Here is a 20,530-nt window from a genome sequence, read left to right on the forward strand (position 1 = left end):
GGAGAACGCCCCGACTGCCGCACCGACCAGGAGTGACAGCATGATCGCGGCCGGGACAGGTACGTGGCCGACCAGGAGCCGGGCGACGAGGATGGCGCCGAGGCCGACTTCGGCGCCGATGGCCAGGTCGATCACACCGGCCGCGGTCGGAATCACCAGCCCGACCGCCACCAGGCAGGTGACGGCCTGGTCGGACAGCAGCGACCGCCATGTCCCCGCCGTCAAAAACGTGTCCGGCACCCACAGCGCGAACACCGCGACCATCAAGGCGAGCAGATACAAAGCGGAGACGTTGCGGAACGCCGCTGCCCGCCGCAGTCGACCCGGCCAGCGCACCTCATGCACCACACCCGGCGACGCCTCACCGGTCACCTGCTCGGGGCTCGCGGCGACTTCGGTCGTCTGCATCTCGCTCACTCCAGTCTGCCCGTGCCGCTGGGACTTCCGGCCGTCTGAAGTCCCAACTCGTCACGGACCAGCCGTTCTTCGCTCAGGGACTCTCGCGGAACCTCGCTGACCACCCGTCCCTCCTTGAGTACCAGGACGCGGTCGCACAACGACACGAGTTCCTTCGTGTCCGAGGAGCACAGCAGGATGGCGGTTCCGTTCCGCCGGGCGGCCAGGACCAACTCGTAGATCGCGGCTTTGGCGCCCACGTCGACGCCCTGGGTGGGCTCGTCGAGCAGGAGCACACGGGGACGGACGCGCAGCCACTTGGCGAGTACGACCTTCTGCTGGTTGCCACCGCTGAACAGTTTCAGTGGCTGCTCGGGATGGGCCGGGCGCAGCCCGACGGTGTGCATCCACGCGTGGGTCTGTGCCCGCTCGGTCCGCCTGTCCAGACGTCCGAAGGAGCGTCGCAGCGGTCGCATCAGCGGCAGTGTCAGGTTCTCCCGGACGTTCATTTCCATCACCACGCCGTGACGGCGGCGGTCGGCCGGTACGTACGCCATTCCGCTCTCGATCGCCGCCTGGGTGTCGTCGGGGTTCAGCTCCCGCCCGCCGACCTCCACCTGGCCGCCGGATCGGTGCTGAGCTCCGAACAACATGGGTGCCAACTGCTCGCGTCCCGAACCCAGGATGCCGCCGACTCCGACGATCTCACCCGCCCGCAGGTTCAGGGAGAAGTCCGCGATCTCCGCGCCGCTGATGCCGGTCACGCTCAACACCGGCTCACCGGGCACGTCCCGGCGCGTCACAGCCGTCTCGGCGATCTCGCGACCGGCGATGAGGGTGACGATCTTGTCGTGATCAAGTTCGCTGGTGGCCTGCTCGGCGACCACCCGTCCGTCGCGCAACACCACAACGCGGTCGGCCAGTTCGAGCACCTCGTCGAGGCGGTGGGAGATGAAGACGACCCCGGCCCCGGACGAGGCGACCCGCCGGATCGCCTCGAACAGCACCCGCACCTCATCGCCGTGCAACGCGGTCGTGGGCTCGTCGAGCAGCAGCACATTGTCCGGACGGGTCCAGCCGTCGAGTGCCCGGGCGATGGCGACGATCGCCCGCTGCGCCGGCGACAACCTGCCCACCGGGACCGTCACATCCAAGGCGGCGCCGAACCGGGCGATGAGCTGCTGAGCGCGACGTCGCTCGGCGATGCCACGGATGGGGGCGAAGGCCCGTCCGCGCGCGGACTTGCCAAGACCGAGGTTCTCCACCGTCGTCAGGATGTCGGCCAGTCCGAGGTCTTGGTGGATGAAGTGCAGACCCTCGCGGGCCGCAGGGCCCGCCACCGGTTCGCCGTCGGCGTCACGGACCTCGACGACCGTACCGGGATCGGCCTGATGCACACCGGCCAGAATCTTGACCAGGGTCGACTTGCCCGAACCGTTGTGCCCCAGCACCGCGACGACTTCGCCAGGACGGACTTCCAGCGACACGTCGTCCAGGGCCTTCAGACCCGGGAACGTCTTCGACATGTGCTCGATCCGCAGCAGGGGCGTCGTGGTGTCGGTCATCAGGAGACCTGCCACAGCTTGGCGAACCGCTGGGCGTAGTCGGGGAACGCCGACCAGCCACGCGTCGGATCGAAGGTGATGTCCTTCCGCTCCAGGAACTGTTCGGGCACCTCACCGGCCTGCTCGCCCGCCGTCGGCCGAGCACCCTGGAGCAGACGCGCCGCCGCGTCGACGGCCGTCCACGTCGACACCGGGAAGTCGATGTTCAGCGCGGCCGTCAGCCCGCCGTCCTTGATGTCCTGCAGGTTGCCGGCCGTGGGCCCGAAGCCCACGGTCGAGACCGAGAGACCGCCGGCCTTCATCGCCGCCGGCAGGCCGGCGGCTGCCGAGAGACTGACGAACACCGCCGTTTTCGTGTCCTGGTGGGCCTGCAGATCGGTCACGACGGTACGTGGTGCTGTGGTTCCGATGGTGGCCACGTCGATGGGGACGACGCGCACCGTGCACGACGGGCAGTTCTTCTTCATCTCGTCCTGGAACGCCTTCTGCATCGGCGCTGAGATGTCGAGGGCGGGCTCGCTGTAGAACACCGCTTCGGCCCCCGCGCCCTTCTTGGCGATCACCCAGTCGGCCAGCAGCTTTCCGTTGCGCCGGCTCAGCTCCTCGCCCAGGTAGTTGAAGGTGATGCCGTACGGCTCCACGTCCTTGGCGATCTGAAGGGAGACCAGCTTGACGCCGGCACCGGCGAGCTTCTTCAGGCCCCCGCCGAACAGAGCCGGGTCGATCGCGCCGAGGAGCACGGCGTCCGGCTTCAGCGCGTTGGCGCTCGACGCGGCGGCCTGTGCCGTCTGCGCCGTGGCACCTGCGTTCACCACGGTCAGCGTCCCGCCCAGGGCAGTGACCGCCTCCTTGATGAACGTGCCCACCGCGGCGCAGATGGGCGTCGAGCACTGCAGGTAGACGAACTTCTTGCCGGCCGGAAGCCGCTGCTTCAGGGCGTCGGCCACCGGGAAGCCGGTCGGTGGAACCGTGTAGTCCGCGAGTGCCGCTTTCGCCGCCGCGACGTTGGCCGGCTGCCCCGACTCCGGACCGGCCGAGCCTGACGAGGAACCGCAGGCCGCGACCGACAGAACGGCGAGCGCCGAGACGCAGGCGGCAGGTATCCGCCAGACGTCACGGCGGTTCGAGCGCCTCTTGCGGGCGGCGCTGCCGCGTCTCGGGTCACTGAACTTTGCGAGCATCTTTCACACTCCGGTTGGTCTGCGAAGGAAGGACGTGATGCTGCGAACGGGCTCGCTCCCGGACTGCCTCCGCCGCAATCTCCGCGACATGTTCCCGAGGTAAATGAGCCGAACCAATAGGCCGTACCCTGCATCGCGTCGAGGAGCGTGTCAAGGGTTTTGCGGCGGGGTGGCGCCCATGTTTCGGTGTGGGGTATCAGAGGTAATGGTTAGGCCTGATGGCGAGATGCTGCGGTCGGCGTGGCGGCGTCGAAGGACGGCTCGGTGTCTCAGGGCAGGACGGCAGCCGTCGCCCGGGCGGGGCGGCGAAGTGCCTGCCTGACGGGCCCGGTGTGGCTGCCGAGCTCAGTTCGAGTGGCGGTGCGCTTCCGCGGCGAGTCGCGCGGCGTCGACATCGCCGGCGACGATGGCGGTGACCAGGTCGGTGTGGACCTGCAGTCGCCGCACCATGTAGTCGTTGTCGCGGGGCTGGGGGTTCACCAGTGAGACCTGGTTGACGAACTCGTAGAGGCCGACGTAGGTGCCTCGCAGTACGGCGTTCGGGGAGATCGCCGCGATGCGGACGTGCAGGTCCCAGTTGATCGAGACGAACTGGGACACGTCGTCGAGATTCTTCTTCATCGCGGTGATCAGCGACTTGAGCTCGCGTCCGTCTTTGGCCGAGCGGTGTTGTGCCGCGTGTGCGGCGACAAGCGGTTCAAGCTGCTCGCGGACCTCGATGGCCCCGGCGACCGCCAGTGGCTCGCCGTGGACGGTGAGGAGCGTGCGGCCGAGCCGGACCACGGGATCGGTCGCCGCGACGAACAGCCCCCCGCCCGGACCGGGCCGAAGCGCGATCCGTCGCCGTTCCTGCAGCAGCCGGATCGCCTCGTTGATGGTGGCCCTCGCGACGCCGGTCTGCTCGCGCAGGTCGGCCCGGGTGCCGATGTGGTCGCCGGGACGCAGTCCACGTTTCTCGATCGAATCCTCGACGTAGAGGACGACGTCCTCGGCGCGGGTTCGGTGAGCAGGCAAGACCATGAATGAAGCCTAACGGATACTGCCGATGCCCGACCCGGGTTCGGGCCGATCCGCGGGGGCCCGGCTGTGACTCGGACCGTCGGACGCCTTGACGGAAGCGGCTGCGGATCTCATGATGGCCGGACCTAATGGTTAGGTCCATTTAACCCAGGGGCCGCTCGTCACCCGGAGTCCTGCCTGCTCCAGCGCGGTTGGAGACCCGGTTGGGCCGACTGCCGGCCGACGTTGACGAGAGCACGGCGAAGCTGGAAAGGCATTGCGATGAAACTTGTTGGGTACCGCACGGCGACGGGCGGCGCGATCGGCCGCCTGGACGGCGAGTCGAAGCTGGTGCCGCTCGGCGGCACGGAGCAGTTCTGGGCCGAGCCCGCGCAAGCCGTTCTGCGGTCACCGGGGAACGTCCTCGACCTCGACGGTCTGGCTCTGGTGCCACCGGTGCCGCCCGGCGCGCGCGTCCTGTGCGTCGGCCTGAACTACCCCGCCCACGTGGCCGAAGGAACGTTCAAGCGGCCGTCCCACCCTTCCGTCTTCGGCCGCTGGACGCGGTCGCTCACGGTCTCGGGCACGCCCGCGCCGGTCCCGCCCGGTGAGCAGGGCCTGGACTGGGAGGGGGAACTCGTGGCGGTCATCGGCCGGGAGTCGAAGAACGTATCGGCCGGCGACGCGCTGCAAGCCGTCTTCGGCTACGCCGTGTTCAACGACCTCACCGCCCGCGACGCCCAGCACCGTACGACTCAGTGGACCGTCGGCAAGAACGCCGACCGGAGCGGTCCGATGAGCGAGATCGTCACGGCGGACGAAGTGGGTGACCCCGCGGCCGGGCTGCGCATCGTCACCCGCGTCAACGGCGAGGTCGTGCAGGACGGCAACACCGCGGACATGATCTTCAGCGTCGGCGAGATCGTGGCCTACCTCAGCAGATCGATGACGCTGTACCCGGGTGACCTCGTCGTCACCGGCACTCCGAACGGCGTCGGATACGCCCGGCGACCACCCCGCTTCCTCCACCCCGGAGACGACGTGACGGTCGAGATCGAACGCGTCGGACACATTCGCACACCGATCATCGCGACACCGGAGGTAACGGCATGACCGCGCGGCTGCACCGCATCGAAGACGCCTCGGCGTTCCGTCCGGAGGGACACAGCGGTGTGTCCCCCCTCCGACTGATGGGAACCGCTGAGGACGAGTCCATCAGTGTGGTGCTGTCCACCTACGAACCTGGTGCCCAGGCCGAGCGGTCACCGGTCCCCGTCGACACCGTCTACCTCGTCCTCACCGGGCAGTTGACGATCAGTCTCGACGACGAGCAGATCGAACTCACCCATCTCGACTCGCTGTTCCTCCCGGCCGGCTGCGTCCGTGCCGTCGACAACGGCACGGACGAACCGGCAAGCATGTTCGTGATTCGGCCCCACCGATGACCGCCCCGTTCGCACCGCTCGCCGGAATCCGGGTCATCGACCTGAGCCGGGCCCTCGCCGGACCCCATGCGGCCATGCTGCTCGGCGACCTCGGCGCCCACGTCATCAAGGTCGAGGCGCCGGACACCGGCGACGACACACGCGGGTGGGGACCCCCCTTCATGCAGCCCGACACCGGCGACCGCGAGTCGACCTACTTCCTGAGCTGCAACCGCAACAAGGACTCCATCAGCCTCGACCTGAAATCCGAGCCGGACGCGGCCACCCTCGCCGAGCTCGTCCGCCGGGCCGACGTCCTGATCGAGAACTTCCGGCCGGGCGTCCTCGACCGGCTGGGCTTCACCGCCGACCGCCTCGCCGAACTCAATCCCCGGCTCGTGACCCTGTCCATCAGCGGCTTCGGCCACGACGGCCCCGAAGCCGGACGGGCCGGCTACGACCAGATCGCCCAGGGCGAGGCAGGACTGATGTCGCTCACCGGGCCCGACCCCGACCACCCGCAGCGGGTAGGCGTCCCGGTCGGCGATCTGACCGCCGGAATCTACGGCGCCTACGGCGTGCTGGCCGCACTTCGCGAACGGGACCGCACCGGCCGAGGACAGCTCGTACGCACCTCACTGCTCGCGGCGCTCGTCGGCATCCACGCCTTTCAGGGCACCGCCTGGACGGTCGCCGGTGAAGTGGGCCGGGCCCAGGGCAACCGGCACCCGTCCATCGCCCCTTACGGAGCGTTCCGCTGTGCCGACGGGCTGGTTCAGATCGCCTGTGGCAACGAGACGATGTGGCGACGGCTGTGCGCCCGATTCGGCCTCGACCCCGACGACCCCGACTACGCCACCAACACCAGCCGACTCCAGAACATCGACGCGCTCACCGAACACATCGAGCGTCGCTTCGCGGACCTCGACCGCGACACTGTGCTCGCCCAACTCACCGAGGCCGGCATCCCCGCCGGGCGCATCCGCACCATCGACGAGGTGTATCAATGGGAGCAGACCCGCTCACAGCGACTCACCGTGGACGTCAAGCACGAGACGCTCGGCACCCTCACGCTCCCCGGTATGGCCCTGCGCACGTTCGACATGTCACCCGCCGGTGAGCTGAGCGAGAGCACCCGACTCGAACACGAAGCGCCACCCCTGCTCGACGCCGACGGACCCGCGATTCGTGGCTGGCTGCGATGAACGACACACCGGCGAACCGCGTCCCGGCGGCGATCGTCGACGCCCCCGGCGCCGAACCTCGGCTGGGCTCGGTCGTGCTGCCGCGACGGACACCCCACACCACCCTGGTGTCGGTGGTCGCTGCACCGCTGAACCCGCTGGACCTGGCCATCGCATCCGGGACGTTCCACTCGGCCCGGCACGCAGCGCCCTACGTCCCGGGCAGCGAGTGCGTGGGCGTCGTACTCGACTCCGACCGCCACCCGCCCGGCTCCCTGGTCTATGCCGAATGCCACGCCTCACCGGCCACGCCGGGCGCCTTCGCCGCGCAGGTGCTCGTCGCCGACGACGAACTGCTGCCGCTGCCCCACGGCCTCGACCCGGTGTCGGCTGCGGCCGTCGGCAACTCCGGCACAGCGGCGTTCATGCCACTGGTCGAGGACGCCGGCCTGCGCCCGGGGGAGACGGTGCTGGTACTGGGGGCCACCGGCGCCGTCGGGCAGCTCGCGGTCCAGGTGGCACACAGGAGCGGTGCGGGCCGGGTGATCGGCCTCGCCCGCGACCAGGTGGCGCTGGACCGCCTGCTCGCCCTCGGCGCCGACGCCGTCGTCGCACTACGCGCCGACGAGGGACCCGATGAGCTGGGAGACCGGTTGCTGGCCGCGGCCGGCCCGGTGGACGTCGTCCTCGACGGCCTGTACGGAGTGCCGCTGGAGGCGGCGTTGCGGGTGTGCGCGCCACGGGCCCGGGTGGTGAACATCGGGAACCTGGCAGGGGCGACGGCGCGGGTGCCGGCCGGGCTGTTGCGCGGCAAGCAGCTCACGCTGTCCGGCTTCGCCGGCCTGCACACCCCGCTGCGCGACAAGGAGGCAGCGCTGACCTGGCTGTGGACCGCCCTCGGCGGCGGTGGGCTCCAGGTCGAGGTCCGCACCTTCCCCCTGGCTGAACTCCCGGCCGCGTGGCGCGCGCAGACGACCTCCCCGCACGTCAAATATGTAATGTTCACCGAAGACGGCCACCGTCCACACCCCACCCCGACACAGCCGGAGCACGCGACCGTGACCCGTACTCCCGCACCGCCCGGCCCCGCGCGGGACGCCGACCGGCCGGCGGGAGCGAGCGCATGACGACCTTTCCGGAGCAGGACCCCGCCGGGGATGTTCGGACGGTGGTCGACTGTCTGGTGGTGGGGGGCGGGCCCGTCGGGCTGCTGACCGCTGTCTTCCTCGGTCAGGCCGGTCTGCGGGTGGCTGTGGTGGAGCGGTGGCCGCGGCGTTATCCGTCCCCGCGGGCGTGCACCATCGACCATGAGGCGCTCCGCATTCTCCAGTCCGCAGGGCTCATGACCGAACACACCGACCTGTTCGAACCGTCCCAGGGCGAACGGGGCGGGTACGAGTTCCGCAACGGCGAGGGCGAACTCCTGCAGGCCATCGACTGGAACAGGCCCGCCGAATCGGGGTGGGCGAACACCAACGGCTTCTACCAGCCCGACCTTGAGGCGGCGCTCGAGGAACTGGCGGAGGCGACGCCCGGCGTGCGGATCCACCGTGGCTGGACCTTCCAGGCCCTGACCCAGGGCGACGGGGGAGTGACCGCGCGACTCGCCCCCACCCAGCAGCCGACCGAGGCTCTGAGGGTGCGGTCGCGATGGCTCGTCGGCGCCGACGGGGCCAACAGCGCCGTCCGCTCCCAGCTCGGCATCGACGTCGGGGATTCGGGGTTCCAGGCCGACTGGCTGGTCGTTGACTACCAGCCGCTGGTCGAGGAGAAGTGGAGCGCCTTCGTCACCCAGTACTGCGACCCGGCGCAGCCGGCCACCGCGGTCAACAGCGGCCCGGGCCGCCGCCGCTTCGAGTTCATGCGCCGCGCGGACATGACCGTCGAGGAACTGGGTCAGGACAGCACAGCCTGGCGGCTCATGGCGCCCTGGGGCGTGACACCGCGGACCGCCCGGCTGGAACGGCACGCCGTCTACACCTTCCGGGGGCGGTGGGCGCACACCTGGCGCGAGGGGAACGCGTTCCTCGCGGGCGACTCGGCCCACCTGATGCCCCCCTTCCTCGGGCAGGGGCTCTGCTCGGGCCTGCGGGACGCCCGGGCGCTGACCTGGCGGCTGGGCATGGTGCACCGCGGGCTGGCGGCGCCCGCATCGCTCGACACGTACGGACCCGAACGTACCGGGCACGTCCGGGAGATCATCGACGAGGCGGTGGCCGCGGGCCGTGTCATCTGCGAACTCGACGTCGGCCGGGCGGCGGCCCGGGACGCCGAGATGAAGAAGCGATCGGGTGATCCGGAGGCCGCCACGCGAGAGCCCCCGCACCCGCGTCTGGGCGAGCCGTCGCTGACGCTCGCGAGTGGCGGGGGAGTGGAGGGGCGCCTGGCGCCGCAGGGCCAGGTCCGGGTCGCCGGCCGGACGGGCCTGTTCGACGACGTCGTCGGCGGTGGCTGGCAGCTGATCAGCCGCGTCGGCGATCCCACCGAGGTGCTGAGCGGCGAGGACGCCGCCTGGTTCCAGCGGATCGGTGGCGTCATCGCCGACGTGTCGGGCGCGGGGCCCGTCCAGGATCTCGACGGGGTTTACGAGCGCTGGTTCACGGAGCACGGCTGCGAGGCGGTTCTCGCCCGGCCGGACTTCTACGTGTTCGCGGCCGGCAGGCACAGCGACATCCCGCGCTTCGTCCCGCGCCTGCGTGGGGCACTCCAACCGGCTCCGGTGGAAGGAACACCATGACGTCAACACCACACGTCCCCCCGGACGGTGGACTCCCGGAGGCGCACCGGCCACGGCCGGGCGGCTCGTTCGACGCGACCGCGGTCACGTTCGCGGCGATGGGGCTCTTCGACGGCCTGAGTGCCGATCAGCGGACCCGGGTACTGCTGCCTCACGACGACCCGGGCCGGACACACTGGAACTTCCTGCCCGAGTCCGGCCGGCACGGCCTCCCGCTCGGAGAGCTCGACCGCCGCCAGGAAGCGCTGGCGCACCGGCTGATCGCCGAGTCCATGTCGATCCCCGCCTACGCCCGGGTGATCCAGGTGATGACCAACGAGCACGTACTCCGTGAGCTCAACCTGCCCGTGTTCGGTCACATCGCGGCCACCTTCCGCGACGCGCGCGGCTACTACCTCACGTTCTTCGGCCAGCCGCAGCCGGACACCACCTGGGGCTGGCGGCTGGTCGGGCACCACCTGTCGGTCAACATCACCGTCGTCGACGGCGACCTCGTCAGCGCCACCCCGTTCCTGCTCGGTGCCGAACCCGCTCGCTTCGGTCCCTTCCGCATCCTCGGCGAGGAGGAGGACACGGCCTTCGCCCTGCTGGACAGCCTCACCGGCCCCCAGCAGAAGCAGACGGTCATCCACTCCAAGCCGCCGGCGGACTTCGTCACCCGCACCGTCGCGACCATCGGCGAGGTCGAGTACCCCGCCCACCATGGTGTCGGGCGGCGCGACGCGATGATCACCGACGACGACCGCAAGGCCCTCGCCTACTTCCGCGCCCATCCTCGCGGCATCCGCGCCGGCGACCTCTCCGCCGCCCAGCGCGCCCACTTCGACGCTCTGTTGGCCCACTTCGTCCAGCGTGCCCGCCCGGGACTGATCGGGTACGAGATGGACCGCATCGGTGCCGCCGGCGGCACCGACGAACTGCACTTCGCCTGGGCCGGCGGCACGGCCATCGACCAACCTCACTACTTCCGCGTCCAGGGCCCGGTGACCCTCGTCGAGTTCGACAACGCCGAGGACAACGCCAACCACGTCCACAGCGTCTGGCGCGACCCCTCCAACGACTTCGGCGCCGACCTCCTGATCAAGCACCACCTCGAACACGACCACACCGGCCCAGGAGTCGAACATTGATACTGGTGACTGCGGCAAACGGCAATCAGGGAAAGCTGCTGATCCCGCGACTCCTGGCGGCCGAAGTTGATTTCCGGGCCTGTGTCCGCTCCGAGGAATCGGCGCGAACCCTCCGCGCGACGGGTGTCACCGACATCGTCGTCGGAGACATGGCCCAACCGGACGTCCTGGCACGGGCCATGCGGGGCGTTGAGAAGGTCTACTACGTAGGACCGGCCCTCCATCCCCGGGAACGGGACATGGGCTTCGCCTCCATCGACGCCGCCCGGGCGGCGGGCGTACGGCATTTCGTCTTCAGTTCGGCGCTGCACGCGATCATCACCGATCTCGTTCAACACGAGATCAAGCGCGACCTAGAGGAATGCCTCATCTCGTCAGGGATGGAGTTCACCATCCTCCAGCCCGCCAACTACATGCTGCGCCACCGGCTTACGCCCGCCTTCGAGAAAGGCGTCTTCGCACTCTCCTGGGCGCTCGACCGCTACCAGTCGATGGTGGACCTGGGCGACGTGGCAGAAGTGGCAGCCGACGTCCTCGTCGAAAGCGACCGGCATGCCGGCGCCACGTACGAACTGGTCGCGCCGGGGCGGTATACGGCCCACGATCTGGCGAGGGTGATCGCGGAGGTGACCGGTCGTGACATCGCGGCCGAGCGGATCGACTCCGAAACATTCCTCAAGGCGACCCTCGGAGCCGACAGCGCGACCCAGTTTCCTTACCAGGCGCGGCTGTTGAGAGCGATCAGCGAGCGCTACAGCAGCCATGACTTCATCGGTAACCCCAACGTGCTGACCTGGCTGCTCGGCCGACGCCCGACGACATTCGAGCAGTTCACCCGAAGGGAATTCGCCGCCTTCACCGCTTCCGCGCCCACGGGACCTCAAGGCGGCTGAGTCACTCGCACCTACCGCTGACCCCGGACCAGGTGGTGCCCCGGCCGTTGCGAAGCGGCCGGGGCACCACCCGTACATCGGGTGAGGCCGTCCAGCACCCACGGGGAGGGGCGTCGCGAATGCTCACGAAGGAGGGACCGGGCTCAGGTCAGGGCGTCTTGACCGGAAGCTGGAGATACGACGCCTGATCGCCCCCGGTGTGGATGATGTGCTGTCCGCTGTTGGCAGGGGCGTACTCGCGGATTCCGGGCATCATCGTGCCGAGGAGCGAGCGGCCGCTGATGACGAGGCGAAGCTGCTCGCCCGGGTGGAAGGTGAGCCCGACCGGGAGCAGGTCGATCTCCACGTCGACGACCTCGCCGGGTGCCAGCTTCTCGATCCGGTCGAAGCTGTGGGCGGGGACGTCCTCGGTGGACAGCGCCTTGTCCAGGTGCCGCATCGACACGCGCAGCCGTCCGTCGGAACCCTTGTACCGCAGGATCGATGCGCCCCGCTCGGTGACGTCCTGGATCCGTGCCCCCTGGTTGAGCACGGTGAACTGCTGGAGCGGTGTGCCGTACGCGTCGAGTTTCTGGACGAGGAGGAACAGGTCCATGTCGTCGGAACCCTTCGCCTCGACCCAGAGATGCGCCTTCGGGTAGCCGACCAGCACCGTCTCCTGGTCGAAGCGCGTCACGAACGAGACCGTGTCCGGGCTGAACCCGACGACATAGGCCGCTGCCGTGTCGGCGGTGGGCGCTGTCGTGCTCAAGGTCCGTGAGTGGCCGTCGAGGTAGTACTTCGCCGACGTGACGTCCGCCGGCGGGAACTGGTCTGCCGGGTTGTTCACCCGGTCGCCGCCCTGGAGGTCGAGGAGCGAGTAGCGCACGCGCGGCGTCTGCTCCCAGCTGTTGTCCTCGCCCTTGAGGTAGCGGTCGAAGAACCGTTGCAGGTCCGCCCGGTTCGCCTCGTCGTAATAGTCGGGCCATTCCTGGCTGTTGTGGATGCGCAGCCACTTGTCCTCGGACGCGATCCGGCGCCAGGCGCGGAAGGTTCCCGCCGTGTGCAGGGTGTTGGAGTAGCTGGCGACGACGTACGCGGGCACGGTGACCTTCTCGAACTGTGGGATCTTGTTCTCCCACAGGCCGTTGATCAGCGGGTGGCGCTCGGCCTCCGCGAGGATGTCCTCCTTCCGGCCGTTGCCGAAGAAGCTGTTGTCCTGGAGCTGCCCGGCGAACCCGGTGTCAGGCATGCCGCCACGCCTCACCAGGTCGCGGTAGACATCGCTGACGCCTTCCCACGGGTTGATCGCCGCGAGGTGCGGCGGCTGTTCGGCGGCGGTGAACCACTGGGAGACCGCGAGATAGGACGTTCCGCTCATCCCCACCTTGCCGGTGCACCAGTCCTGGACGCCCAGCCACTCGACGAGGTCGTAGCAGTCGCGCCCTTCCTGGCGGTCCCACAGGACGCTGTCACCCTCGGAGTTGCCCACGCCGCGGATGTCCGGGTTGCAGATCGCGTAGCCCTGCGCGCACCAGTAGGCCGGGTCGGGGCCCTCGAACTTCTCCAGTCCGGAGACGACGCCGTTGTCGAGCCCGACCATGCCGAAGATGCCGAGGACGCTGGCGGATGTTCCCTGGCCCTTTCCGTACGGGCTCCAGGCCACAATGACCGGCACCTTTTCCGTCCCCGTGGGGCGGAAGACGTCGACAAGGATCGTGACGCCGTCGCGCAGGGTGACCGGCACGTCCTTCTCGAAGACGATGTCGACCGGCAGGGGCCGGAACGGTGGCGCGATCCTGAATCCCGCCTCCAATGTCCTTGTCCCGGGCTCGAATCCGCTCAAGATCCCGTACCGGTCACCCGGCTCCAGCGGCTGAGACGGTGTGAACACCTTCTGGTCGTCGCTCATGGTGAGCTCCTCGCATCTCTGCGCCCGCGGTCGGCCGCCGGCAACGTGGCGAGCGTACGTCCGCGAATCCAAGAACTCAACAGCCGTTGATATTTTTACGGGGAGGTAGTTTTGGGGCATGACCGCGCCTACGAGTCCCGCCAACACCGCGCCCCGCGGCCGCCGGCCGGGGGAGAACACGACCCGGCAGGCGATCCTCGCCGCAGCCCGCGCCCGCTTCGCGGCTGACGGCTTCACCGCGACCACGATCCGGCGGGTCGCAGCCGACGCCGGGGTGGACGCGTCGCTGGTGATGCAGTTCTTCCGGTCGAAAAACGAGCTGTTCGCCGCCGTCATGTCGGTTCCGGCGGATGCGTTGACGCGCTTCAGCGCCGCGTTCGAGGGGGCGGACGACGGTCTCGGTGAACGCGTCGTCCGAGCGTTCCTCGACGTGTGGGAGGAGGACGCGCGGAGCTCGGAGCCGCTCATGGCGATGCTCCGCGGTGCCATCGTCAACGATCAGGCGAACGAGCAGCTGCGCGCGTTCCTCCAGGAGCGGCTGCTGGTCGGCGCTCTGGCGGCGCGTGCTGTCGACGACGACGCGATGCTCCGGGTGGGCGTCGTGTCGTCGATGCTCGTCGGGCTCGTGGTGGGGCGGGGCATCGTCGGTGTCCCCACGCTCACCGGAGTGGAGCGCGAGAGGCTGATCGCGCTCGTCGGGCCCGCCCTCCAGAGCGTGCTGGTCCCCACGCCGAAGGCCGACGACGGCACGTAGGAGCGCGGCAGTGTGGGCTGTTCAGCTCTGCGTGGTACCACGGCGGTCGGGAGTGCGGAGGTAGGCGATCGCCATGTCGCTGAGTTCGTCCGCGTACTGATGTTGGGCTGCTTCGCCGGTGGCGGGGTCGGGGCGTACGGAGTTGTGGAAGCAGGCGCCGAGGATGGCGCGGGCTACGGTGTCCAGCGCTGTCTGCGGGGTGGAGCGCCGGATCTGGCCGGTGTAGGGGGCCGCCGCTTCGAGCAGCAGGCGGTGGATTTCGGTGATGGTGTGCGCCCCGCGGTCGAGGGCGCCGGTCACCCGCGCGCGCAGCAGTTCGGGGAAGAGGTTGCTGCTGTCGGCGAAGGACTGCAGCAGGGCATGCGCGTAGGCGTCCATGGCGCCGGAGAGTGAGGGCTCGGCCGCGCGCAGCTGCTCGGCCATGTACTGCTCGCGTTGTTCCAGCATCCGCTCCGTCAGGGCGGTGATCAGCTGCTCTTTCCCCTCGAAGCGGCGGTAGATCGTGCCGACCGAGACGCCGGCGCGCTCGGCGACACCGGTGATCGTCATCTCCTCCAGACCGGACGAGGAGGCGATGTCCTCGGCCGCGCGCAGAACGCGAGCCAGCGTCGCCGCGCTGCGCGCCTGCCGGGGCTCCCGGTAGCGCGCCGGCTGGTCCGGCTCCTTTGACAACGGGTGCCTTCCTCTGGGTACTCTCAGAACATGAATGCGAATTCGCATTCACATATTACTCCGGAGGTTCGACCATGCCCGACAGCCAGACCCCGTCGTCCGTGTCCGTGACTCTCACCTCAGGACCCGCCGGCCCCGGGAGCATCGACGATTTCGAGCTGTTCTACGCCCGCCGAGCCCTGGACCGCTTCAGGACCCGGCTGGGCCGCGAGGGCCTGCTCGACCTTCTCGCAGCCGACATCGAGGAGGGCAACGCCTTCCTGCGCGAGTGCGCGCGCACTTCCAAGGACCGCTTCAAGGCGGGCACGACCGTGCTCGCCGTGCAGGGCCTCACCTCGGCCGCGTTCCTGGCCTGGATGGACGAGGCCTTCGCCGGCGACGAGCACGCACTGCTCGTCGCACACCCCGAGCACTACGTGATGGGCACCGACGACATCGGCGCACGCGTGGTGGAGAACATCGGCCCGTACGTCTGCTCGTTCTACATGGGCGGCTGGGGGACGGCCGCGCTGGCCTGGGCCGAGGACGCGGACGAGCTCCTCCCGGAGTCGGAATTCCCGCGCAAGATGTCCTCGAACCTCTTCCTGGCCGATGGCACGGTCGTCGGCCGGGCCCTCATCCAGTTCGGCGACACCGCCGACGGATTCACCGCCAACCTGACCGTCTACTTCCCCGTCACGAGCCCCGACGACGTCCTCGAACACCACCTGCGCCACTACGCCGTCGAGTTCAGGAACTGGATCGTCGCCGCAGCGGCCGTCCGTAGCTGAGGTGAGGGTTCGCCGTGTCCGACTACTCCGCTCCACCCCGTGCGGGCCGCAAACTGACCCTGGTCGTCCTCGGCCTGGCGGCCCTCATCACCACCATGCTGTGCGCTTTCGCACTGCCCTCGCTGCACAGCGGACCGCACCACGTACCCATAGGTGCTACCGGGCCCCGGCCGGCAGTCGAGGCCCTCCACAAGAACATCGACGGCCCGCAGTGGGACGTCCGTCGCTACGCGACCACCGATGCCGTCGAGTCGGCCACCAAAGAGGGCGACATCGCGGGCGGTCTGGCGATCACCGCGCAGGGCGTCGACGTCTACACCGCCACCGCCGGCGGCCCTTCCGTCACCAGCGCGCTCACCGGGTTGGGTGACAGCGTCGCAGCACAGAACACGACACAGGCCACAGTCCACGAACTGGTGCCGTTCACCGAGGACGACCCACGCGGCGCGGGGATGACCGCGGCACTGATGCCCATGATCTTCGGCGGGATCTTTCCCGCGTTGATCCTGGGCAGCGTCTTCCCCGGCCATCGCGGGCTGCGGACACGTCTGACGGGAGCCGTGCTGTTCTCCGTCGCGGCGGGCGCGGCCGTCGTCGCCGTCCTCCAGTTCGGTACGCACTCGATCGACGGCGACTACGGGCTCACCGCGCTCGGGGTCATCCTCGGCATGACGGCCATGTCCACGACCCTCCTCGGCCTCCAAGCTCTCCTCGGCGTCGCCGGCTTCGCCCTCGGCGGTGCCGTCATGATGCTGCTGGGCAACCCGCTTTCGGGTCTGGCCACCGGTCCGCACTGGCTCCCCGACGGATGGGCGACCCTCGGTCAGCTGCTTCCGCCGGGCGCCTCGGGCAGCCTTCTGCGTGTCAACGCCTTCTTCGGCGGGGTGGGTGACGGCCTCCCCGCCCTGGTTCTGACCGTCTGGGTCGTCGTCGGGGTCGCCCTCGTGCTGATCGCCGACCGGCGCGGAAGGCGTACTGCGCCGTCCCGCTCCGCACCGGCCTTCGACTCGGGGGGCGTCGAGACCTCACGGCGCGAACCCGTCACCCCCTGAAAGCTGACGCACACCTCTCGACTGGAACGCGAGTACACAGTAGGTTTACCCAAGTGTCACGCATCGGCGGGGCGCCGTGGGGCGACTGCCGCGCCCGACGAAGCGCGGTAATGACGCGTTGTCATATCGACAAGGAGATACGCCGATGAATGTCGAAGAACTGAGCTCACGTGCGGAGATCCACGACGTGCTGCTGCGCTACTGCCGCGGTCTCGACCGGGTCGACATGAGCCTGGTCCGGGGCGGCTTCCACGGCGACGCCTGGGTCCAGTTCCCTGAGAGCCTGCATATCGGTTCCGTCGACGGATTCGTCGACTTCCTGTCCGGCGAGATGCCGCGGTTCGTCCGCACCATGCATCTCCTCGGCAACAGCCTGGTCGAGTTCGACGGGCCCGACGTCGCCCATGTCGAGACGTACCTGAACGCCTATCACCAGGGCTCGGAGAAGCACCAGTGGAAGGGTGCCTACGTCAAACTCTGGGGGCGCTACCTCGACCGGTTCGAGCGGCGCGACGGTGTCTGGCTGATCGCGCGCCGCAGGCTTCTCGTCGACTGGATGTACCAGTACCCCTCCGACGGATGGTTCGACGACCACCCGGACGCCTCCGTGGGCATGCGGGACGGAACCGACCCCAGCCTGCGCCCGGTTGCCGGCTTTCACGGCACGCCGACGGCGGAGAAGGACTGGCCCAGCTGATCCGGGGCGCGCGGATGCCATGACGGCCGCGGCGAAGTGTGAACGTGACGACGACCAGGAGGCGATGAGGTATATGTCAAAGGGCATCAAGGCGGACATCGGCCAGTCGAAGGCGCAGGAGATCATCGACCGCGTCGTGGAGTTGCGGCCCTGGCTGCGCGAGCACCAGGCCGCGGCCGAGCGGCAGCGGCGCATCCCGCAGGAGACCATCGAGCGTCTCGACGCGGCCGGTGTGTTCGGCCTGACGACACCGAAGCGGTACGGGGGAGCGGATTTCACCACCCGGGAGGTGCACGACATCTTCCGTGCACTCGGCTCCGGATGCGGGGCGACCGGCTGGATGGTGTGGGCGGCCGCGGGCGGGAACCTGTGGAGCTGTGCCTTCGACGACGACGTCGTCGCCCCGGTGTACGAGTCGCCGTGGGTCGGCAATCGCACCTTCGCGGTGGGCGGGACCAGCCGGCGTATGTCGGGGACCGCACGGCAGGTCGACGGCGGTTGGATGATCAAGGGCGCATGGCCCTTCGCGACGGGGAGTGCTCACGCGTCCCACGGCTATCTCGCCGTCTTCTACGACGAGGTGGACGACGCGAAGGTCGGGATGGTGCTCGTCCCGAAGGATTCGCTTGCGGCCAGGGACGACTGGGACGCGATGGGGATGGCGGCCACGGGCAGCCAGACCGTGGCGACGGACGGCGAACTGTTCGTCCCCGACGCGTACTTCAGCACTCCGAAGCGGCTCACCGAGCGGCTCGCCGGGCTCACCGAGCGGGGCCTCGGACCACGTCCCGGAGGCCTCGCCCGCTCGCTCGTCACCGGAGCGGGTGTCGCGCTCGGCATGGCCGACCACGCCATGGAGGTGTTCCTGGGGGCGATCGGGAAGCGTGGCATCCCGTACTCGCCGTACGCGAAACAGGCCGACGCGCCGATCACGCACCTGACCGTCGGTCGCGCCCACACCCAGATCCGGGCGGCGGCAGCGGTGGCCGACGCCGCGGTGGCTCAGCTCGACCGGCTGGAGGCAGCGGAGGCGGACCCCGCCGAGCCTGACACCCTCCAGCTCCACACCGACGTGGCGTACATCTGGGACGCGTGCGGCTCTGCCGTCGAGACGCTCTTCCATGCGTCCGGGGCGTCTGCGATCACCAAACGGCAGCCGCTTCAGCTGATCGCGCGCAACTGCCGTGCGGGCAGCCTGCACGCGGCGCACGGCATCGACACCTGGATGGAGAACGTCGGACGGGAGCTGTGCGGATCGGAGGCGCCGCCGGCGTCCATGAGCGTGCTCGAACGCCGTTCATAACAAGCCGAGCGAGAACGCCGACGCGCCACGTGCGAGGAGGAATCCGATGACCCGACTTCGCCCGCCGGGACCACGCAGGTCTGGTACGCGACTGCATAGTAGATTTATCAACATGTCACGTACTGATAAGTCGGCGGACGAGCAGATCGTCCCCCAGGACATCGTCGGAGCAACCCTGCGGGCCGCACAAGCGCGTGGCGTCTCCGTGGCCGAGGTGACCCTCCGGGACATCGCCCAGGAGGCCGGGATCTCCCGCAGCACACTGGTACGCCGGATCGGCGGCAGTCGGCACGCCCTGGACGAGGCGCTGCGCGCGGCCGGCGTCGAACCCGGGGGACGCAAGCCGGTCCGAGAGCGGGCGATCGAGGTCACAGGCACCCTGATCAGTACGCAGGGACTCGGCACGGTCACGTTCGAACGTGTGGCGGCTGCCGCCGAGTGCTCCGTACCCAGCCTCTACGCGACCTTCGGAGGACGTGACGAACTGCTGCGGTTGGTGTTCGAGCGCTACAGCCCCACCGTCGACGTCGAGGCGCTTTTTGCCACGTCGCGCGGTGACCTGGAGGACACCGTCCGGCGCCTCACGCGGCTCATGGTCGACACGCTGGAACGTGAACCGCGTGTCTTGCCCGCCCTGTTGGCGGAGGTCTTCGCCCGCCCCGGCGACGCCAACGTCCTGATGGTCTTCCAGACACTCACTCCGCGCCTCCTGGCAGGCCTCGGAGCGTGGCTCGCCGAAGAAGCCGCCGCCGGCCGGGTCCGGGATCTCCCGCCCATGCTGCTCACCCAGATGATGACCGGGCCGATCTTCCACCATTTCTTGTTGCGCCCCGTCACCAGCCAGGTCGCCGCGGCAGACCTGCCCAGCAAAGAAGAAACGATCGAGACGCTCGCCCAGGCCTTTCTCCGTGCCGTGGCCCTGCCCCCGCCGGGCGACGAGGCCAGGCAGGAATAGCGCGACGGCCAACAGGGCGACGGCGATCCACGCCGTCGCCCGGCCGCAACAGCACTTCACATCAGGAGGTTCCAGCATGCTCCGCACCGGAGTTCTCGCGGGTCCCATCAGCGGTATCAAGTACGAAACACCGAGCTGCTCCGGCCTGACGAACGAGCGTGGCGAATTCCAGTACCGCGACGGGGAGCGCATGGCCTTCCTCCTCGGCGAAAACGCGATCGGAACCGTCAAGTGCGCCCCTCAGGTGAACTTGACGCAGATAGTCAGCCGCGTCGACGGCAGCCCGCACAAACTGAAGGACCCCGGCCTCACCAACATCGCCCGCCTGGTCTTCACCCTCGACCGCGATGGAGTGCTCGACCACGGCACCCGGATAGCCCCCGAGGTCCACGACATCATCGGCGCACGCCCGTTGGACTTCCGGCATGACATCGCCTTCGCGGGCCGGGAGGACGATGAGATCCTGGCCTTCACCCAGGATCCCGTCATCGTCTCGCTGCTCGCCGACCTCGACGGCGCCGGCGTCTTCGAGGACCGCACACCGCGGCAGTTGTGTTCCCCCGCCGCCGCCCGCAACGAGCTGCGCCGCAACGCGATGGGCATCCGCCGCTTCCGCGACGTCAAGATCCCTCTCAGCAACGGCTCGCACCTCTACGCCGACGTGTTCCGCCCCGCGGAGGACGGCGCGTACCCGGTGATCATGGGCTGCGGTGTGTACGGCAAGGCGTTCAACCACCACTCCATCTGCGGTGACGCCGATCTGGAGGAGCACGAGCAGATGGAGGACGAGTACTTCCACGGGAACGCCGACGGGCTCCCCTGGGAGAACCACGAGACCGTCAACACCGCTACCTGGGTGCCGAACGGCTACACCGTCGTCCGGGTCGACGGACCCGGCAGCGGCAAGAGCCCTGGCACGCTGGCACC

The 20,530-nt window shown here is 69.2% G+C and carries 19 protein-coding genes and 1 pseudogene; 14 read left to right on the forward strand and 6 right to left on the reverse strand.

Features of this window, described 5'->3' with window-relative positions; all coding sequences use genetic code 11:
* The 4 genes and pseudogenes from HY68_RS34935 to HY68_RS34950 all read right to left on the reverse strand — a co-directional run.
* Positions 1–408 (reverse strand): annotated as a pseudogene (locus HY68_RS34935) (ABC transporter permease); the annotation flags it as partial.
* 5 nt (positions 409–413) lie between these two features.
* Entirely contained in the window at positions 414–1,961 is a 1,548-nt protein-coding gene (locus tag HY68_RS34940; protein ID WP_041999624.1) for a sugar ABC transporter ATP-binding protein, read from the reverse strand.
* Positions 1,961–3,142: a substrate-binding domain-containing protein gene (locus HY68_RS34945; protein ID WP_041999627.1), complete on the reverse strand. Its 1,182-nt coding sequence runs from the start codon at positions 3,140–3,142 to the stop codon at positions 1,961–1,963. The genes HY68_RS34940 and HY68_RS34945 overlap by 1 nt, the downstream gene beginning before the upstream one ends.
* A gap of 345 nt (positions 3,143–3,487) precedes the next feature.
* Positions 3,488–4,162, reverse strand: a complete 675-nt coding sequence (locus HY68_RS34950) for an FCD domain-containing protein (protein ID WP_041999629.1) — start codon at positions 4,160–4,162, stop codon at positions 3,488–3,490.
* 261 nt (positions 4,163–4,423) lie between these two features.
* On the opposite strand from HY68_RS34950, the gene HY68_RS34955 reads away from it, so the two are divergent.
* The 7 genes from HY68_RS34955 (at position 4,424) to HY68_RS34985 (ending at position 11,509) form a co-directional block, all read left to right on the forward strand.
* A complete protein-coding gene (locus tag HY68_RS34955; protein WP_041999631.1) occupies positions 4,424–5,254 on the forward strand; it encodes a fumarylacetoacetate hydrolase family protein in 831 nt (276 codons plus the stop codon).
* Positions 5,255–5,331: 77 nt separating this feature from the next.
* The gene (locus HY68_RS34960; protein WP_157874487.1) at positions 5,332–5,586 is read left to right on the forward strand and encodes a cupin domain-containing protein; all 255 of its coding nucleotides are present in this window, start codon (positions 5,332–5,334) and stop codon (positions 5,584–5,586) included.
* Entirely contained in the window at positions 5,583–6,770 is a 1,188-nt protein-coding gene (locus tag HY68_RS34965; protein WP_041999635.1) for a CoA transferase, read from the forward strand. The genes HY68_RS34960 and HY68_RS34965 overlap by 4 nt, the downstream gene beginning before the upstream one ends.
* Entirely contained in the window at positions 6,767–7,876 is a 1,110-nt protein-coding gene (locus HY68_RS34970; RefSeq protein ID WP_052457470.1) for a zinc-binding alcohol dehydrogenase family protein, read from the forward strand. Before HY68_RS34965 ends, HY68_RS34970 begins: the two co-directional genes overlap by 4 nt.
* Positions 7,873–9,486, forward strand: coding sequence for a bifunctional 3-(3-hydroxy-phenyl)propionate/3-hydroxycinnamic acid hydroxylase (locus HY68_RS34975; protein ID WP_041999637.1), 1,614 nt, complete (start codon positions 7,873–7,875; stop codon positions 9,484–9,486). The genes HY68_RS34970 and HY68_RS34975 overlap by 4 nt, the downstream gene beginning before the upstream one ends.
* A complete protein-coding gene (locus tag HY68_RS34980) occupies positions 9,483–10,616 on the forward strand; it encodes a DUF3500 domain-containing protein (RefSeq protein WP_052457471.1) in 1,134 nt (377 codons plus the stop codon). Before HY68_RS34975 ends, HY68_RS34980 begins: the two co-directional genes overlap by 4 nt.
* A gap of 5 nt (positions 10,617–10,621) precedes the next feature.
* A complete protein-coding gene (locus HY68_RS34985) occupies positions 10,622–11,509 on the forward strand; it encodes an NAD(P)H-binding protein (protein ID WP_198533487.1) in 888 nt (295 codons plus the stop codon).
* A 148-nt stretch (positions 11,510–11,657) separates the two neighbouring features.
* Here the strand turns inward: HY68_RS34985 and HY68_RS34990 are convergent, their stop codons facing one another.
* Complete coding sequence (locus HY68_RS34990) at positions 11,658–13,400, reverse strand: CocE/NonD family hydrolase (protein WP_041999642.1); 1,743 nt, start codon at positions 13,398–13,400, stop codon at positions 11,658–11,660.
* Between the two features lie 118 nt (positions 13,401–13,518).
* Between HY68_RS34990 and HY68_RS34995 the strand changes: the two genes are divergently transcribed.
* Positions 13,519–14,154 carry a TetR family transcriptional regulator gene (locus HY68_RS34995; RefSeq protein WP_041999645.1) on the forward strand — a complete coding sequence of 212 codons (636 nt, stop codon included), beginning with the start codon at positions 13,519–13,521 and terminating at the stop codon, positions 14,152–14,154.
* A 21-nt stretch (positions 14,155–14,175) separates the two neighbouring features.
* On the opposite strand, the gene HY68_RS35000 is transcribed toward HY68_RS34995, so the two are convergent.
* The gene (locus HY68_RS35000; RefSeq protein WP_241778860.1) at positions 14,176–14,826 is read right to left on the reverse strand and encodes a TetR/AcrR family transcriptional regulator; all 651 of its coding nucleotides are present in this window, start codon (positions 14,824–14,826) and stop codon (positions 14,176–14,178) included.
* A 74-nt stretch (positions 14,827–14,900) separates the two neighbouring features.
* Here HY68_RS35000 and HY68_RS35005 point away from each other — a divergent pair, with 74 nt between their 5' ends.
* The 6 genes from HY68_RS35005 to HY68_RS35030 all read left to right on the forward strand — a co-directional run.
* Entirely contained in the window at positions 14,901–15,596 is a 696-nt protein-coding gene (locus HY68_RS35005) for a hypothetical protein (protein WP_041999652.1), read from the forward strand.
* Between the two features lie 14 nt (positions 15,597–15,610).
* A complete protein-coding gene (locus HY68_RS35010; RefSeq protein WP_041999654.1) occupies positions 15,611–16,648 on the forward strand; it encodes a hypothetical protein in 1,038 nt (345 codons plus the stop codon).
* 145 nt (positions 16,649–16,793) lie between these two features.
* Entirely contained in the window at positions 16,794–17,345 is a 552-nt protein-coding gene (locus tag HY68_RS35015; protein WP_041999657.1) for a nuclear transport factor 2 family protein, read from the forward strand.
* 64 nt (positions 17,346–17,409) lie between these two features.
* On the forward strand, positions 17,410–18,648 hold the full coding sequence (locus tag HY68_RS35020; protein ID WP_198533488.1) for an acyl-CoA dehydrogenase family protein: 1,239 nt from the start codon (positions 17,410–17,412) through the stop codon (positions 18,646–18,648).
* Between the two features lie 112 nt (positions 18,649–18,760).
* On the forward strand, positions 18,761–19,603 hold the full coding sequence (locus HY68_RS35025; RefSeq protein WP_041999663.1) for a TetR/AcrR family transcriptional regulator: 843 nt from the start codon (positions 18,761–18,763) through the stop codon (positions 19,601–19,603).
* A gap of 76 nt (positions 19,604–19,679) precedes the next feature.
* On the forward strand, positions 19,680–20,530 hold an 851-nt coding region (locus HY68_RS35030; protein WP_277816782.1), incomplete at its 3' end, for a CocE/NonD family hydrolase.

Source organism: Streptomyces sp. AcH 505, assembly GCF_000818175.1.
Taxonomy (GTDB): domain Bacteria; phylum Actinomycetota; class Actinomycetes; order Streptomycetales; family Streptomycetaceae; genus Streptomyces.